The following is a 17,381-nucleotide window of genomic DNA, read 5'->3' as shown; positions in this document are numbered from 1 at the left end:
TTCGCTTGGTGATTCACGGCCTCATGGTGAGATTGCACAAAAAATAACTGCTAATTTGCATTTATTGCTTGTGGATCATCCTAATTGACCCTAAAATACGCGTCCACAATTTTTGTATAACTACGTATGGTGCCAGACTTCGGGTTTGGAGAGCGATACGGCCTTAACTAGAGGTGCCCTATGAAAGAAGGTATTCATCCTAAGTACGAAACAATCTCAGCAACTTGTTCGTGCGGTAACAAATTCGAGACTCGTTCAACACTGTGTAAAGACATTCACCTGGACGTATGTTCTGCTTGTCACCCGTTCTATACTGGTAAGCAGAAGATCTTAGACACAGGTGGTCGTGTTGATCGCTTCAACAAGCGCTTCGGTGCGCTTAGCAGCAAGAAGTAAGCACTACTTTTGCTGTAGAAAAAGCACCTTCGGGTGCTTTTTTCGTTTCTGCACTCCCGGTTTTTCAATCTGGCATTTGCCTTTCCCCTTCAGAGCCAAGTGGACGGATCAGTTCGGTTTGGTTAGTAAAGTTTCCAGTAAAAAGGTGCCTATTGTCAGAAAGCGGGTGTACTCGCTAATACCTTCAAAGGCTGGCTTTATGACAATCCTGTCATGACCTGTTTCAGCGTGAATGACCATATTCAGCTGATTAATATGCATAGCTATCCGTTATAAATTCAGGTTTATAATTCGATAAAATCTTCGATTTGTGCGTAAATTTAAGCTAAAAAGCATTAAATGTTGCGAACTTGTTTTTTTAGTTTGCTTTATTTATTTCGTTTATATTCTGCATAAAAATGACGCTATTTTGAACTGAAAATGACACTTATCAGATCATTTATTGTGAGTTAACTTTGCCGAAAAGTAGCAAAAAAGTCGCTAAATATTGCTAACTGCCAACTATTTTTGCTTTAACAGGATAGACCTGATATCGCTTGAATTAATTTTTAAAAAAGGTATGGTTTAAAGCAGTTAGCGAATTTTTTATCTCACTCTCACTTTCAACTTCTTCGTTAGGAAAAAATCGCGTCATGTCAGACTTTCGTGAACAAGCGTTACATTATCATGCCCACCCCGTTCCAGGAAAAATCAGCGTTGAGTTGACCAAGCCTGCGGAAACCGTCAAGGATCTGGCCCTGGCATACAGTCCAGGTGTTGCTGAACCAGTCCGTGAAATTGCTGCCGATCCGAGCAATGCTTATCGTTACACAGGTAAAGGTAACATGGTTGCCGTTATCAGTAATGGTACTGCGATTCTGGGTTTGGGTAATCTTGGCCCTCTGGCATCTAAGCCTGTGATGGAAGGTAAAGCGTTACTGTTTAAACGCTTTGCAGGCCTGGATTCGATAGACATCGAAGTTAAGCATCGTACCACAGAAGACTTTATCAACACGGTTGCCAATATTGCCGATACCTTCGGTGGCATCAATCTGGAAGATATTAAAGCACCTGAGTGTTTTGAGATTGAGCGTGCGCTGATTGAGCGTTGTGATGTACCGGTATTCCATGATGACCAGCATGGCACTGCAATTGTTACTGCTGCGGGTATGTTGAACGCACTGGAGATCCAGGGCAAGAACATTCATGACGCTATTATCGTTTGCCTGGGTGCAGGTGCTGCTGCCATCGCCTGTATGGAGCTGTTAATCAAGTGCGGCGCGCAGCGTGAACACATTTATATGCTTGACCGTAAAGGCGTCATCCATACGCGTCGCGATGATCTGAATGAGTACAAAAAGCTGTTTGCCAATAACACCGACAAGCGCACCTTACAGGATGTGATTGAAGATGCGGACGTGTTTGTGGGCGTGTCTGGTCCGGACCTGTTGTCTCCGGAAGACCTGAAACTGATGGCTGACAAGCCTGTGGTTTTTGCATGCTCTAACCCGGATCCTGAGATCAGCCCGGAAGTGGCGCATGGCGCTCGCGACGATCTGATCATGGCAACAGGTCGTTCAGACTATCCAAATCAGGTTAATAATGTACTGTGCTTCCCGTTTATCTTCCGTGGTGCACTGGATGTGCGTGCAACGGCCATTAACGATGAAATGAAGATTGCGGCGGTTGAAGCGATCCGCAGCATTGCCAAAGAGCCGGTCCCTGCTGAAGTGCTCAAAGCGGCGGATGTCGACAGTCTGGAGTTCGGTGAACATTACATCATTCCTAAGCCGATGGACCCGCGTTTGTTGCCACGCATAGCCCGAGCGGTGGCTGAGGCGGCGGTTGAGTCCGGTGTGGCGCAAATAGAGATGCCAGAAAATTATATGGCATAAGCCGGTCTGAGCAAAAAAAAGCCTCACATTGTGAGGCTTTTTTTGTTGTTGTTCACTGGTGCCGACGAGATTATTCTTCGTTAATCTCTGGGATCTCCAGCCCCATTTCTGTCATGATCTGACGCACTTCTGCCGGGATCTTCTCCGGGTTATCTTTGCGCAGGTCCTCATCACCAGGTAGCGGCTGGCCGGTAAAGGCATGCAGAAATGCCTCACACAGTAACTCACTGTTAGTTGCGTGGCGCAGGTTGTTAACCTGGCGACGGGTGCGCTCATCGGTCAGCACTTTAAGCACGTTGAGCGGGATAGAAACGGTAATCTTTTTTACCTGTTCTGATTTCTTACCGTGTTCTGCATAAGGGTGAATATATTCACCGTTCCATTTAGCCATAGTGGTGTACTTGCCTCAGTGTTGTAGATGCAATGCGAATAAGACTGCGTACTGTGTATGGATCCAACCGTGACACGTAGGCTCTCTGTTGGCAATGTTGCACGTCATTTGCCATATTTAAGCTCAAATACTCAGTCTTATTAGCATAGAGTTCGCGTTGAGTGGCGAAATTTTATCGGTTTAAAAAAGATAGTCAAATACTAGTTATTTAGCCATTTAGCAGTATAAATGTTTTGACTTCTAACTTTTGTTCATCTAACCTTTTAGACGTCTAAACATCCAACTTAGCCAGGTGACCTATGAGCCAAAGCAACAAGTCAACCATAGCGGTACGTACAGGCATTGATGCTGACAAGCATCATGGTGCGGTGGTGCCCCCGCTTTATTTGTCGACCACCTATTCATTTGCGGACTTCGATAAGAAGCGTGACTATGATTATGGCCGCAGCGGCAACCCGAATCGTGACATTCTCGCGCAAACGCTGGCGGAGCTTGAAGGTGGCGCAAAGGGCATCATTACGGCTACCGGCATGGCTGCGGTACATCTGGTGACTCAGCTGCTCAATGCTGACGACACCTTAGTGATCCCACACGACTGCTATGGTGGTAGCTATCGGTTGTTTACCTCATTGGAAAAGCGTGGATTACTGAAGGTGAAAGTCCTGGATCTGACACGCAGCGAGAGCTTGCAGGAGATCCTGGCCATTAAACCTAAGCTGGTCTGGATAGAAACGCCGAGTAACCCGATTTTGCGATTAACCGATATCAAAGCGGTCACCGACGTTGCTGCACAGTGCGGTGCACTGGTGGCGGCCGACAACACCTTTCTTTCGCCGGCGCTGCAAAACCCCATCGCATTTGGTGTGGATATTGTGGTGCACTCCACGACCAAATATATCAATGGTCATTCTGATGTCGTCGGTGGTGCAGTGATTGCCAAAACCGAGGAACTTGGTGAAGAACTTGCCTGGTGGGCGAACAATATCGGTATCACAGGCGCACCGTTCGACAGCTACCTGACTTTGCGTGGTTTGCGTACGCTTAATGTTCGCCTGAAACAGCATCAGGAAAACGCCCTGGCGATTGCACGTTATCTTGAGCAATCTGAATTTGTCAGCCAGGTATATTACCCAGGGCTGGAAAGCCACCCGCAGCATGCGCTGGCTAAGCAACAGCAACAAGGCTTCGGTGGTATGGTGAGCTTTGACATTAAAGGGGAGTTGGCGGATGCCGCTAAGTTTCTGACGAGTGTGAAGCAATTCTCGCTGGCTGAGTCTCTGGGTGGAGTCGAGAGCCTGATCTGTCACCCCGCGACTATGACGCATGCGGGCATGGACCCGGAGGCACGCCTTGAAGCGGGTGTCGGGGATACACTGATCCGTATTTCGGTGGGCATTGAGGAAATCGACGATTTATTAGCAGACCTAGAACAGGCTTTTGCAGCGGTGAAAACCACGCAAGGCGGTTCCAGTGATAATGCGAAAGCATTCAAGCTCTCGCCAGCACATACGGCATTGTGGTAGAAGAAATGACAAAAGCAGTACATAAATTCGGTGGTTCAAGTCTGAGCTCAGCGGCACGCTATCAGGCAGTTGCCAATATCATCATTGGCCACTGCCAAACTGGCGACTGTATCGTGGTATCGGCGGCTGGCAAAACGACTAATACTCTGGTTGCCTTGTGGCAAAGCTATCAGCAGCAGGATGAGCGTGCTTTCAGCGATATATTGCTGCAGGTTGAAAATCATCAGGTGCAGCTGATCAGTGAGTTGTTTTCTGCTGTCCAGCAGGACCAGCTGGCATCTGAGTTACGAGATGAGCTAAGCAGCATTGGCCGCCAAGCACAGTCCCGCCAGTTGCAGGAGGCGCCACTACTGGCATTCGGCGAGGTTTGGTCGGCACGTTTACTCGCAGCCCTGTTGAACTCGCTGAATATTGCTGCACAAGATGTAGATGCGCGCTCGCTGTTTACTCAGCACCAGGGGCAGCTGATGCATGGCCAGAATCGCCTGGCCTGCCATCAGGCACTCAACCAGGACAAAATTTATATTGTCACCGGATTTATTGCTGCCGACAGTGCGGGCAATACGATCACGCTAGGGCGCAATGGCAGCGATTACAGTGCGACACTGTTAGCCAGCTATCTAGATGCGGCGTCTGTGTCTATCTGGACAGACACTCCTGGTGTGTTCAGTACCGATCCACGGAAAGTGGGTAATGCCATAAAATACAGCAAGGTATGTCGTGCACAGGCGAATTTGCTGGCACGTCTGGGCAACCCGGTTTTGCATGCAAAAACCCTGTCACCACTGAAAGAGACCGCGATTAAGCTGCAGGTACGCAGCAGCTTTGACCCTGATGTGCAAGGTACCGAGGTGGTCAAGCAAGGGTATAGTAAAGAAAAGCGCTTTGTGACCACCTTTGGCGATCTGGATTTATTACGCGTAGATACGCTTGTTTCAGGTGAAGTCGGGGCGCTTAGCCAACTTATTCAGCATGGCATTCATCACTTCAATCAAAATGGAGAAGATTACCTGCTGGTGCCCAGCGAGTTTACGCATCAGGTGGTATTGCGTCTGAGCGGTCGGGTCACCATCGTTGAGTCTCACTTACGCGGATTTGCCATTGTAGCGCCGTGTCCTGATATTGCGCCATTAGTGCGTCAGGCACAGGCTGTGCTGGATGAGCAGGCCGTCGTAGTGCGCTTTACTCATAGTGCCACAGACTATGCTTTGTTCCTTACGGATCAGGCCATTGACAGCGATGTTTTAGCTATCTTGCACGATAAACTGGTAAACAAAGGCCGTGAACTGGCGGTGATCATCGCCGGGTTGGGTAATGTGGGTGAAGTATTCCTCAATCAGTGTCAGCAGCAAATTGCACGTTTGCAGAGCCAGTTTGATCTCAAAGTGGTCGCACTACTGCGTTCACAAAAAATGGTGTTCTGCCCCAGCGGTTTGACTTTGTCTCAATGGCAACAGCAGTGGCAAAGTGAAGCGCAGGATTACTCGCATGAAGAGTTGCTGGATCGTATCAGTGAGCTTGATTATGAGCACAAAGTGGTGATTGATATCACTGCCAGCGAGGCATTTAGTCAGCTTTATCCCGATTTTGCGGCACACGACTGTCATTTGATCAGCGCTAACAAATATGCCGGTACAGCCTCGCATGACTGGTATCAGGCATTACGCACTCAACTCCAGGAGCGCAATTTACTGTGGCGTTATAACACCAGTGTCGGAGCCGGATTGCCGGTGAATTTTGCACTGGCCGATTTGCAGAATAGCGGCGACAAAGTGGTCCGAATCGAAGGGGTGTTTTCGGGTACCTTATCCTGGCTGTGCAGCAGCTTCGACGGTTCGCGCCCTTTCTCTGAGTTGGTACTGGCCGCACAAGAAATGGGTTACACCGAACCCGATCCCAGAGAAGACTTATCTGGTCGGGATATGCAGCGCAAACTGTTGATCCTGGCGCGTGAACTGGGTCTGCAACTGGAGCTGGATGATATTGAATTAGAGGCCCTGATGCCTGATGCGTTGGCACATGGCAGCTGGGAAGCTTTTTTGGCACGCAAAGCGGAGTTAGATGCTTTCTATCAGCAGCGCAATGATGCGGCACAGGCCTGTGATAAGGTGCTGCGCTATACGGGAGCGTTAGAAATCGATGCATCGGGGGCAGTTCACGCTAAAGTGGGCATTGCTGAGGTTGCTCAGGGCAGCGCGATTGCGAACCTGACTCCGGGAGATAATATTTTCGTTATCACGACTCAGTGGTACGAACAAAACCCGTTGGTGATCCAAGGTCCTGGTGCAGGTAAAGAAGTCACCGCGGCGGGGATCCACTCAGACTTGTACTGGTTAACGCAGCAGCTGAGGTAATCAGTACCGTTCATGACATAGCAAAAGGCCGGTCAGTGACCGGCCTTTTTAGTCATGGCTATCAGAACAACTCTTCGGTATCCGGGAGTTGCTCTTCAAATGGTGTACTTGACCCGGTATCCAGCACGTATTTACTCGGCGCTGTGCCCCGTTCAAAATATTCAAAGCGGCTGGTGTGATCGTTACGCTCACTCAGTAATCCGGTTTTCAGATCGATACGCACAGACACCAGGCCCGGAGGTGGGTCGATTGGCGCCAGGGGTTCGTTTTCTAACGCTGCGCGCATAAACTGCACCCAGCCTGGTAGCGCAGAGGTAGCCCCAGCTTCGGCACCAACCACTTGTTGCTTACCCAGGTTGGCATTGTACGCAGCACGGCCTAGTGATTTACCCGGGTCATCGAATCCAACCCATACGGTGGTCAATACGTTGCGGTTAAAGCCCGTAAACCAGGTATCGACTGAATTGTTCGTGGTTCCTGTTTTCCCTGCCAGATCCTTACGTTTAAGTGCCTGGGCACGCCAGCCGGTGCCACTCCAGCCGGTTTTGTGTTTCCAGCTGCCGCCTCCCCAGACGACGCTTTTCATTGCATCTGCGATTAAAAAGGCATTTTGCTCCGAGATGATCCGCGGTGCACAAGTGTATTGATCCACTTCCCACTCATCCTCAGTACACACTTTCAGTGGCTGTGCCGCGCCCAACACATTGCCGTAACTGTCGGTGAGCTTTTCGATAAAGTAGGTTTCGACCAGGTGGCCCCCATTGGCAAAGGCACTCATACCTCGTGCCATTTCAAGCGGCGTCAGTGAAGCACTCCCCAGAGCTAATGACTCACTGCGTACGATGTCTTCATTATCAAAGCCAAACTTAAGAATATGGTCGGCCGCTTCGTTGAGCCCCATGCCTCTCAACAGCCGCACCGACACCACGTTTTTTGACTGAGCGAGTGCGCGACGGATACGGATTGGGCCGCTGTAAACGTCGGGACTGTTCTTGGGACGCCAGGCCACGCCCATACTTTTATCCCAATGATTAATGGGAGCATCATTTATGATGGTCGATAGGGTATAACCGGCTTCCAGTGCGCCTGAATAAATGAAAGGCTTGATGTTAGAGCCAACCTGGCGCTTGGCCTGAACGGCACGGTTATATTGACTTTGCTGGAAGCTGTAGCCACCCACTAAGGCTTTGATACGACCACTTTGTGGGTCGAGAGAAACCAGTGCACTAGCCGGTTGTGGCAGCTGGCTTAGCAGCCAGTCCTGAGCTGTTTCACGTACCCAGATTTGCATGCCAGGCGCCAGAATGTCGCTTGCGAGTTTGGGTGGCAATCCCTGACGGCGTTCTGTGATATACGCGCGTGCCCATTTTAATCCAGACCAGGGCACAGTGATCTCAGCGCCATTCTTTAACATGACGGTTGCGCTTTGCTCGTCAACTGCGGTTACAACTCCGGCACGCAAAGGGTCTATTTCTTTGACCGTCTGGAGCTTTTCCAGGATCTGAGGGGGTGACCAGGGTAATTCTTCTGCCTGCCAGTATTGTGCCTCAGGTCCGCGGAAGCCGTGTCGCATATCATAGGCGTGCAGGTTGTCGATTAGTGCTTGTTGTGCCGCTGCCTGAATATCTGATTCGACCGTGGTGTAGACCTTAAAGCCTGAGTTATAGGCCTGATCTTCACCATAGGTCTTCACCATGTACGCGCGCACCATTTCTGATATGTAAGGCGCATAGAGCTCTATTTCTGCACCATGGCGTTTGGCGGTGATGGGCGCCTGAGTGGCTTCGTTGTATTGAACCTGAGAGATATAACCCTCGGTAAGCATTCTGCCCAGTACCACATTACGGCGTAATTTTGCCCGTTGCGGATTACGGATAGGGTTAAGTGCTGAAGGGGCTTTGGGTAAACCAGCCAGCATCGCCATTTGTGGCAATGTGAGTTCATGAAGTTCTTTACCATAGTAAACCTGCGCCGCGGCGCCAATGCCAAAAGCACGGTGGCCGAGTTCTATTTTATTCAGGTAAAGCTCCAGAATTTCATCTTTATTCAGTAGCCGCTCGATATGCAGGGCGATGAAGATTTCTTTCACTTTGCGGATATAGGCTTTTTCCCGGGTCAGGAAGAAATTTCGTGCCAACTGCATGGTGATGGTACTGGCACCTTGTTTTTTCTCACCTGTGCTGACCAGTACGATAAAGGAACGGACTATGCCTATTGGGTCGATGCCGAAATGATCATAAAAGCGGTTATCTTCTGTTGCCAAAAAGGCTTTGAGCAAAGGTTCGGGAATATCGTCGATTTTAACCGGAATACGGCGCTTCTCGCCAAACTGGTTGATCAGCTTGCCGTCGCGGGTAAAGACCTGCATTGGGGTTTGCAGCTGTACATCTTTTAAAACCTTAACACTGGGAATGTCGGATTTAACATAGTAATAAAGGCCGAACAGGGTAAGCAGGCCCAGTGTCGTGCAAAGCAGTATAAGTTGTAGTAATCTTTTTAATAAATTCACGAATTTATCCCTAGCGAGACTCCCAATTACAATCGGACGCTGTTAGTATATCCTGATTAAAAAACGATTAATAATTTTTGCGTAAATTACTTTGTGCCTGATTAAGGCGCATGGGAGTGTGGCCGAAAGTTGGCAGGTAGTATAACGCTTTTCGCCAAACCGTACCTAAATGACTAAACTCTTAATTAAGACAGTACTGTATTCTGGATACTTGGGCTAATCGCATGCTGCGTCAATTCTTAAAAAAACAAGCACCCATGATGGTCGGGGTAGACATAGGGTCACACTGTGTAAAAGCCGTTTTGCTGGCTGAATCGAGTGCCGGATATCGGGTAGAAGCTGTGGCCATTGAACCTTTACCTAAAGGCGCGATGAAAGAGCGAGCGATTCAGGACATTGAAGCGGTCGGTAAAGTCATCAGTAAAATTCGCAAGCGTCTGCCTAAAACCACGCATTTCGCTGCCGTTGCCGTATCAGGACAAACGGTCATCACCAAAATGATCTTCATGGATGTATCCTTAAGCGATGCTGAACTAGAATCGCAAATTGCCATTGAGGCCGACAGTCTGATCCCCTATCCACTTGATGAAGTGAGTCTGGACTTTGAAAAGTTAACGGTGAATGAAGCGGATCCGTCTAAAGTCAATGTGCTGCTGTCTGCGGCAAGAACTGAAAGTGTTCAGGCGCGGGTCAGCGCGTTAGAAGAAGCGGGTTTAAAAGCCAAAGTGGTGGATGTTGAAAGCTATGCACTGGCGCGTTCTGTGGACGTTTTATATGGCCAGTTACCTTCGGATGCCTATGATAAAGTCGTGGGTATCATAGATATAGGGGCAGTGGTGACTTTGGTCAGCGTTGTGCAGTCAGGCAAAACTTTGTACACCCGAGATCAGGTATTTGGGGGCGAGCAGTATACGAATAGCATTGTAGCCTATTATAACAAGAGTTTTGATCAGGCTGAGCTGGCAAAAACCACCGGAGATCTGCCGCCAAATTACACCTTTGAGGTATTGGCACCGTTTCAAACTTCGTTGCTTCAGCAAGTGCGTCGTGCATTGCAAATGTTTATGACGACCAGCGGTCAGGAGCAGGTCGACTATATTGTTCTGACAGGCGGCACTGCTCAGGTTGAAGGGCTTGATCGTCTGCTGGTGGATGAGCTTGGTGTTCATGCGATTGTGGCGGATCCGTTTGCAAATATGGAAATTGCACCGAAAGTAGACAGAGGTGTACTGAGCAACCACAGAGCACAGTTTGCCATTGCTACCGGTCTGGCATTGAGGAGCTTTTCATCATGCCACATATAAATTTACTGCCCTGGCGGGAACAACAGCGGCAAGCTTCTCAACAAAAATTCCTGACCATTCTGGGAGTGATTGTTGCCGCCAGCCTGGCGCTGATGTACGGGATCGGGGCGTTTTACGATACGCTTAGAGAAGGGCAGGAAATAAAGAATCGCTACCTCTCAAGTGAAATAAGAAAATTGGATAAGCGGATTGGCGAGATACAGGGACTCAATCAGCAAAAAGAAAACCTGCAACGTCGTATCCGCTTGATTGAAGAGCTGCAAAGTAATCGTAACTTGGGCACTCAGCTGATTGACGAAGTCGCGCGCGTGGTCCCTGCGGGTGTTTATCTGACCAGCCTGGAGCGTCAGCAAAACATGATAAAAGTGATTGGACGCAGCGAATCGAATAACCGTTTATCGCAAATGCTGCGGGCGGTTGAGTCATCCTATTTGCTACGAGACCCGGTGTTACAGGGCATTGTAGCCGGGGAGCGTGAAGAGCGTTTGCTGAGTAACTTTACGATGAACTTTTACGTTAAAACGTTCGCACAAATGGAAAAAGAGCGCGCAGAATTAGCGCAGACCAAGCAGGCGGGGAACTAGGCCATGAAATTTGACCTGAAGTCGCTGCAGGAGATCGACTGGAACGAGATTGAACTGGACAATATTGGCGAATGGCCTATGCCAGTCAAAGCCATTTGTTGTGTACTGGTTGTGGTTGTGATGCTGGTGATCGGCTACAGCATGTTAGTGTCTGCGTCCGTGGCAAATTTTGAGCACGCAGTGAAAGAAGAAGAAGACTTGCGCACCAGTTATCGGATCAAATATGGTCGCGCGAATAACCTGGAGCTGTATCGTCAGCAAATGAAGGATATGGAAGCGCAGTTTTCTCAGCTGTTAAGAAAGTTGCCGACTTCAAACGAAACGCCGGGACTGCTTGACGATTTGACCTATGTGGGGACATCGAGCGGGCTGACCTTTTTAAAAATTGGCTGGCTGCCCGAAGTGAAAAAAGAGTTTTACACTGAACTACCTATTAATCTTGAGGTGGTCGGGACATACCATGAGTTTGGCGAGTTTGTCAGCAAAGTGGCGCAACTGCCAAGGATCGTGAGTTTGCACGATTTTCGAATTGAAGGGGCTGGTAATAATCAGCTGGTATTCAGTGTGGTGGCAAAAACCTATCGCTATGAGCAGGAGGCTGATTAATGAGGCATCTGTTCATCGTGCTGCCGCTGGCATTGCTCGCAGCGTGTAATGATAATACCGCAGAACAAAAAGAATTTATCGATCGGGTGCAGGCCAACGCAACACCGAGCATAGATCCTATGCCCGAAATGGCACAGTTTGAGCACTTTCCCTACAGTGCGGGTAAATTACGCAGTCCTTTTGTGGCACCGCAACCGGAAGTCATTGAAAGTCGACTGGTACAAGTAAAAAACTGTCTGCATCCAGACCCGAATCGACCACGAGATCCCTTAGAAAAATACGCGTTAGATAACCTGATTATGAAAGGAACCATTACTCGGGGAGAGACAATTTGGGCGTTGATCCGTGCTGGCGAGCAGGGCTTGTTCAGAATAAAGAAAAACGAATATATGGGCTTGTACCACGGTAAAGTTGTCAGTGTACAGGCCGACCATCTCGAACTGATGGAGCTGATCCCGGATGGGACAGGGTGTTGGAAAGAGCGCTTGAGCAAAGTCGAAATGGTGGAAGCCGAGGACGTCGGTGCCGGTGAATAATAAAAAGGTGAAAATATGATTGCGCGCGACGGGATCAAATACGTTGTGAAAACGCTGATGGGCGGCATTTTAATGGGTACTGCGCTGTTCTCTCATGCGATGCCAATGCTGTACGATGTTCGTTACAACCCGGTGCCAACCGGCGAAACAGAGTTGCAGCTTGTTTTTGATGAAAAACTGACCATTGAACCAAAAGTGCAGGTAATGAACGAGCCCGCACGTATTGAGCTGTTTTTTCCTGATGCTGAGTTCGAGGAAAGCCTGGAGTTACTCAAAGTAAACAAGGCTGGCATAGAACAGATCCAGAGCAGAATGGAAAATGGCGGCTTTGTGCTCAGTGTGCAAATGAAAACCCTCAAACTGTATCGTACCGAGGTAAAGAACAACCTGGTTTACGTTAAGGTTTCTGATCAGCCTATTCCGGTTGCCAGCGATGATGCACAGGCAGATACACTGCACAGTGCGATGAATCGGATCCAGAATATTGACTTCAGGCGCACAGAAAAAGGCGCGGCGCAGATCCTGGCATTTCTGGACTCCAGCCAGGCAGCAATAGATGTACAGGAACGGGGCGGGCAGATCTTTGCTGACTTTCATCACATCGATATCCCTGATGAGTTACTGTATGAACTTGACGTGGTGGATTTTGGCACTGTTGTAAGCACGGTAGAAACGTTCCGGGAAGAAGGCAAGAGTCGGCTGGTGATAAAGCCCAATGGGGCATTTAAATTCAATTATCAGCAACTGGATAACATTTTTACGCTGACAGTCGAAAAAGACGACCAGGAATTCTCTTACACAGACAAGAAAAACTATCAGGGCCAGCCGATCACGCTGAACTTTCAGGACATTCCTATTCGCTCAGTGCTACAGATCATTGCCGATACCAATAACTTTAACCTGGTCACGAGTGACTCAGTAACCGGGAACATTACGCTGCGTCTGGACGGCGTTCCCTGGGATCAGGCTTTAGATGTGGTGTTACGGGTTAAAGGGCTGGACAAGCGGATGGAAGGCGCCATCTTAATGGTGGCACCGTCTGAGGAGTTGGCAGCCAGAGAAGCGAAAGAATTGCAGGCGAAACGGCAGGTTGAGGAACTTGAACCTTTATATAGCGAGTATATTCAACTCAATTATGCCAAAGCTGAGGAGTTTGCTGATCTGCTAAAAACAGATGAAAACTCGATCATCAGCTTGCGCGGCAGTGTATCGGTCGATAAGCGGACCAATACCTTATTGATCAAGGATACATCACGCAGCATTGAGAATGTCAGACGCATGGTTGAGACGCTGGATGTGCCAGTTAAGCAGGTACGTATCGAGTCTCGTATGGTGACGGTATCTGATAATGTTCAGGAAGATTTAGGGATCCGCTGGGGCTTTAGTGACCAACAAGGCACCGATGCGATTTCGGGCACTCTGGAAGCCACCAATAAGCTCTCCGGTGGCACTATCCCCGACTTGACCGAGCGTTTGAACGTGAATCTGCCGGTGCAAAACCCTGCAGGCAGCTTAGGCATGCACATTGCCAAATTGTCAGATGGGACTTTAATAGACTTGGAACTGTCAGCGCTGGAGCAGGAAAACAAGGGTGAAATCATCGCAACACCGAGTATCACGACTGCAAACCAGAAAACGGCACGCATTGAGCAAGGTACCGAAATCCCGTATGTGGAATCAGCCTCAAGTGGTGCGTCAACTGTGCAGTTTAAAAAAGCGGTGTTGAGCTTAGAGGTGACACCACAAATTACACCAGATAATAAAATTATTTTGGATCTTGTCATAACGCAGGATACGCGAGGTGATACAGTGCAAACAGCCAATGGCCCGGCGGTAGCAATCAACACGCAACGGATCCAAACACAGGTATTGGTAGAAAACGGTCAGACAGTCGTGTTGGGTGGTATTTACCAGCAGGAAATGACCAATGCGGTGAGCAAGGTGCCTGTACTGGGTGATGTGCCTTATTTAGGTGTCTTATTTAGGAACACTCGAGAAATCAACGAAAAGAGAGAGTTACTGATTTTTGTGACGCCTAAGATCATGCATGACTCGCTCTAGTCTGACTAAAATAATAATAATGGGCGTGAAAGTTGCCTTTTGACTTGAAATCACGCATTGAATGCTGAGATAATCCCCTCCTTAATTTTGGGGCCAGGTCGTTAGGCGGGGTTTTATTTCAAATTTTAGAGTTCGTTTGTACTAAAAAGATATGGCTGAGAAACGTAATATATTTCTGGTAGGCCCAATGGGGGCTGGTAAGAGCACGATTGGTCGTCACATTGCGGACCAATTACATCTGGAGTTCTTCGATTCAGATCAAGAAATCGAGCGCCGTACAGGGGCCGATATCTCCTGGGTGTTCGATATTGAAGGGGAAGAAGGGTTTCGTCGTCGCGAAGAGACCGTGATTTCTGATCTTACCGAAAAGCAAGGCATCGTATTGGCTACTGGCGGCGGCTCAGTCATCAGTAAAGAGGTACGTAACAAGCTATCTGCGCGTGGTATTGTGGTCTATCTTGAGACTCCAATTGAAAAGCAAGTAGCACGTACACAGCGCGATAAGCGTCGTCCTTTGCTACAAACAGAAGAAGATTCACGCGACGTATTAGTACGTCTGGCAAACGAACGTGAACCGCTTTATAAAGAAGTAGCGGATCACGTTGTACGCACAGATGAGCAAAGCGCCAAAGTGGTGGCGAATCAAATTATTGAGAAGTTAGATTTCTAAACATGTAGGCTAGATAGGAGGTGACAGCACATGCTTGAATTAAAAGTCGATTTAAACGAGCGTAGCTATCCTATCTATATTGGCCAAGATCTTCTCTCCGATAAGGGGCGGTTATTGCAGCATATTGGCAATGCGCGCCCCGTCATCATTAGCAACGAGACGGTTGCACCTCTGTATCTCGACAGTTTACTAATGCAGTTGGATGGCACAAACCCACTTCATTTCTGTATTCCTGATGGTGAGCAATACAAAACACTTGAGTGGTTTGAGCGCGTTAATGCATTCTTACTTGAGCATAATTGTGGCCGGGATACTTGCCTGATCGCCTTAGGTGGTGGTGTCGTGGGTGATTTGACCGGATTTGTTGCGGCATGTTATCAACGCGGTGTGCCATTTATTCAGCTCCCCACAACCTTGCTGTCTCAGGTCGATTCATCAGTTGGTGGCAAAACGGCTGTCAATCACCCGCTAGGCAAAAACATGATAGGCGCTTTCTATCAGCCTAAAGCGGTGTTTATTGATACCAACACGCTACAAAGCCTGCCACCTAGAGAGTTTGCCGCTGGTATGGCCGAAGTGATCAAGTATGGTCTGATCTACGACAAAGACTTCCTGACTCTACTTGAAGACAATGGCAGGGCGTTGCAGGGCCTGAATACCGAGCTGCTGATGCAAGTGATCCATCGCTGTTGTGCCATTAAGGCTGAGATTGTGGCGCAAGACGAAAAAGAAGCTGGGCTACGTGCGCTGCTGAACTTGGGCCATACGTTTGGTCATGCCATTGAGGCGCAGATGGGCTATGGCGTTTGGTTACATGGTGAGGCTGTCGCTGCGGGCATGATGCTTGCTGCCCGATTGGCGCAGTTAAGAGGTGCGTTGACAGACGATGAAGTGGCGCGAATTGCTGCGTTGCTGGAAATGTATCAACTGCCGATTGCAGCGCCAGAGTCTATGACAACGGCACAGTTTATTTCCCACATGCGTAAAGATAAGAAAAACAAGCAAGGTAAGATCCGCTTTATCATACCAACTGCGCTTGGCGAATGTCAGTTGGTGGACGACGTATCTGATGACACCTTGGGCCAGCTAATAGGGCACTGATGCAGTCGCAAATTTTACCGAGTCGGGCTGCCCTGGTCGACCGGATTGCAATGCAGTTTGAGTATGGGCAGAATCTTATATGCCTGGTTGGTAATTCCGGATTAGGTAAAAGCTATCTGGCTGAGTCTTTTATCACAGATAAATACCCTGAATTTAATAAAGCCTTTGTAAAGCTCAGCGCGCATACCAAAGACACCGAACTGGTTCAGCAATTACTAGAGAACAGTTTTCGCGCTCCCCTGGTTGATCATAAGTTGTCATTGAGTGAGAATTTTTTTGTTCTGTACAATGAACAACCCTGTGGCCCGTGTCTGTGGGTGATTGATGGTGCACGTCACCTCAGTGATGAACTTATCCAGGAACTTCAGTTGCTGGCGAAAAAAGCACCTGATACCTTATATATTTTGACTACAGGACAAGCGCCAAAGATATTACCCGAGGCGCTGGATATTCACCTGGAACCCTTATCATTGACGGAAAGTCGTCGTCTGATGGCAATGTTCTTTCAAGAGCTTCCGCCGCAAGAAGATCCAATTTTCTCCACTTTTTTAAATGAGTCAGGTGGCAACCCCAGTATTTTGCTGGAATGGCAGCAAAATCAGCATCAACTGACGCTCAAGTCTGAGCGAACAATAAGCCGTCGACAACTGCGTGGATTTTTGGGGGCATTTATTGCGATTGGTGTATTATCGCTGGTAGCGGTGGTGTATCAAAAAGACTGGGCGGACCTATTGCGCATGCAACAGGATGTTGAAAAAGCAGCTGTTACCGAACTACCGCAGCCGACGGTGCTGACAACTCAAGAGGTGTTGTCCGAGGCTGAGCAGCCTGAACCTCAAACACCAGCCGAAGAAAGAGAGCATACTCAGAGCATGAGCCAGCATGATGTGAAGTCCATACTGGATGCTTTAACTCTGAGTGATACGGATCAGGATACAGGTCAGAGTGTGGTCCCTGCACAACAAAAGGAAGGTGGTATAACACCCGTACCAGACTTGCAAAGTGCCGCTGATGTGCCAGCTGTTGCGCAGGTGCTTTCAGAGCAGGGATCTCTCAATGACACCGCACAGTCAGTTATAGAAAACCAAACACAGAAGCCAGACCCCACAGTTAAACCAGTACAGGTTGCAAATGAGGCGCAGCCACAGACTAAATCTGACAATGACTGGTTTATGACTCAGGACAGCAACGCATGGACAATTCAGTTACTTGCTGTCACAGATTATACTGTAGCACGCCGGTATATCGAACAGCATAATTTGTCACAGATCCGAACTGCACAGGTGGTGCGTGCCGGGAAAGACTGGTGGTTCGTGACGGTAGCACCCTTTGCGACCTTAGATGAGGCGAAACAGGCACGGGCTAATTTACCGGAAGCGGTATTAGCAGGGCAGCCGTTTTTTAAACGTATCGTGCAAATTAAGCAACAAATCCAACAGTCACAAACACAAAAATAGTGTAGAATCGCGCTA

15 protein-coding genes are annotated in these 17,381 nt (G+C 48.6%); 12 read left to right on the top strand and 3 right to left on the bottom strand.

Annotation, left to right across the window (positions count from 1 at the left end; genetic code table 11):
• The first annotated feature begins 180 nt into the window (after positions 1–180).
• Positions 181–396, top strand: coding sequence for a 50S ribosomal protein L31 (gene rpmE, locus ACXAH1_RS19400; protein ID WP_082078901.1), 216 nt, complete (start codon positions 181–183; stop codon positions 394–396).
• 108 nt (positions 397–504) lie between these two features.
• On the opposite strand, the gene ACXAH1_RS19395 is transcribed toward rpmE, so the two are convergent.
• Positions 505–657, bottom strand: a complete 153-nt coding sequence (locus tag ACXAH1_RS19395; protein ID WP_475198863.1) for a hypothetical protein — start codon at positions 655–657, stop codon at positions 505–507.
• Between the two features lie 371 nt (positions 658–1,028).
• Between ACXAH1_RS19395 and ACXAH1_RS19390 the strand changes: the two genes are divergently transcribed.
• Positions 1,029–2,270, top strand: a complete 1,242-nt coding sequence (locus ACXAH1_RS19390; RefSeq protein WP_010386198.1) for a malic enzyme-like NAD(P)-binding protein — start codon at positions 1,029–1,031, stop codon at positions 2,268–2,270.
• 70 nt (positions 2,271–2,340) lie between these two features.
• Here the strand turns inward: ACXAH1_RS19390 and metJ are convergent, their stop codons facing one another.
• Positions 2,341–2,661 carry a met regulon transcriptional regulator MetJ gene (metJ, locus tag ACXAH1_RS19385; protein WP_010386199.1) on the bottom strand — a complete coding sequence of 107 codons (321 nt, stop codon included), beginning with the start codon at positions 2,659–2,661 and terminating at the stop codon, positions 2,341–2,343.
• A 299-nt stretch (positions 2,662–2,960) separates the two neighbouring features.
• Between metJ and metB the strand changes: the two genes are divergently transcribed.
• The gene (gene metB / locus ACXAH1_RS19380) at positions 2,961–4,184 is read left to right on the top strand and encodes a cystathionine gamma-synthase (protein ID WP_475198861.1); all 1,224 of its coding nucleotides are present in this window, start codon (positions 2,961–2,963) and stop codon (positions 4,182–4,184) included.
• 5 nt (positions 4,185–4,189) lie between these two features.
• On the top strand, positions 4,190–6,538 hold the full coding sequence (metL, locus tag ACXAH1_RS19375; RefSeq protein WP_475198860.1) for a bifunctional aspartate kinase/homoserine dehydrogenase II: 2,349 nt from the start codon (positions 4,190–4,192) through the stop codon (positions 6,536–6,538).
• 61 nt (positions 6,539–6,599) lie between these two features.
• On the opposite strand, the gene ACXAH1_RS19370 is transcribed toward metL, so the two are convergent.
• Positions 6,600–9,047 (bottom strand): penicillin-binding protein 1A, encoded by a 2,448-nt coding sequence (locus tag ACXAH1_RS19370; protein ID WP_475198859.1) that lies wholly within the window; start codon positions 9,045–9,047, stop codon positions 6,600–6,602.
• A gap of 224 nt (positions 9,048–9,271) precedes the next feature.
• Between ACXAH1_RS19370 and ACXAH1_RS19365 the strand changes: the two genes are divergently transcribed.
• The 8 genes from ACXAH1_RS19365 (at position 9,272) to ACXAH1_RS19330 (ending at position 17,366) form a co-directional block, all read left to right on the top strand.
• Entirely contained in the window at positions 9,272–10,351 is a 1,080-nt protein-coding gene (locus ACXAH1_RS19365; RefSeq protein WP_138545873.1) for a pilus assembly protein PilM, read from the top strand.
• A complete protein-coding gene (locus ACXAH1_RS19360) occupies positions 10,339–10,935 on the top strand; it encodes a PilN domain-containing protein (RefSeq protein WP_253048696.1) in 597 nt (198 codons plus the stop codon). Before ACXAH1_RS19365 ends, ACXAH1_RS19360 begins: the two co-directional genes overlap by 13 nt.
• 3 nt (positions 10,936–10,938) lie before the next feature.
• Positions 10,939–11,541 carry a type IV pilus inner membrane component PilO gene (locus ACXAH1_RS19355; protein WP_253048694.1) on the top strand — a complete coding sequence of 201 codons (603 nt, stop codon included), beginning with the start codon at positions 10,939–10,941 and terminating at the stop codon, positions 11,539–11,541.
• Entirely contained in the window at positions 11,541–12,077 is a 537-nt protein-coding gene (locus tag ACXAH1_RS19350) for a pilus assembly protein PilP (RefSeq protein ID WP_253048692.1), read from the top strand. Before ACXAH1_RS19355 ends, ACXAH1_RS19350 begins: the two co-directional genes overlap by 1 nt.
• A 57-nt stretch (positions 12,078–12,134) precedes the next feature.
• Entirely contained in the window at positions 12,135–14,138 is a 2,004-nt protein-coding gene (locus ACXAH1_RS19345; RefSeq protein ID WP_475198891.1) for a type IV pilus secretin PilQ, read from the top strand.
• A 151-nt stretch (positions 14,139–14,289) separates the two neighbouring features.
• Positions 14,290–14,808: a shikimate kinase AroK gene (gene aroK, locus ACXAH1_RS19340; RefSeq protein WP_046004932.1), complete on the top strand. Its 519-nt coding sequence runs from the start codon at positions 14,290–14,292 to the stop codon at positions 14,806–14,808.
• A 30-nt stretch (positions 14,809–14,838) separates the two neighbouring features.
• On the top strand, positions 14,839–15,909 hold the full coding sequence (gene aroB / locus ACXAH1_RS19335; RefSeq protein WP_475198857.1) for a 3-dehydroquinate synthase: 1,071 nt from the start codon (positions 14,839–14,841) through the stop codon (positions 15,907–15,909).
• A complete protein-coding gene (locus ACXAH1_RS19330) occupies positions 15,909–17,366 on the top strand; it encodes an AAA family ATPase (RefSeq protein WP_475198856.1) in 1,458 nt (485 codons plus the stop codon). Before aroB ends, ACXAH1_RS19330 begins: the two co-directional genes overlap by 1 nt.
• The last annotated feature ends 15 nt before the right edge of the window (positions 17,367–17,381 follow it).

The organism is Pseudoalteromonas sp. AWH4_217, assembly GCF_056161105.1.
The sequence above is the reverse complement of the archived record's forward strand: the minus strand, read 5'-3'. Positions and strand labels throughout refer to the sequence as shown.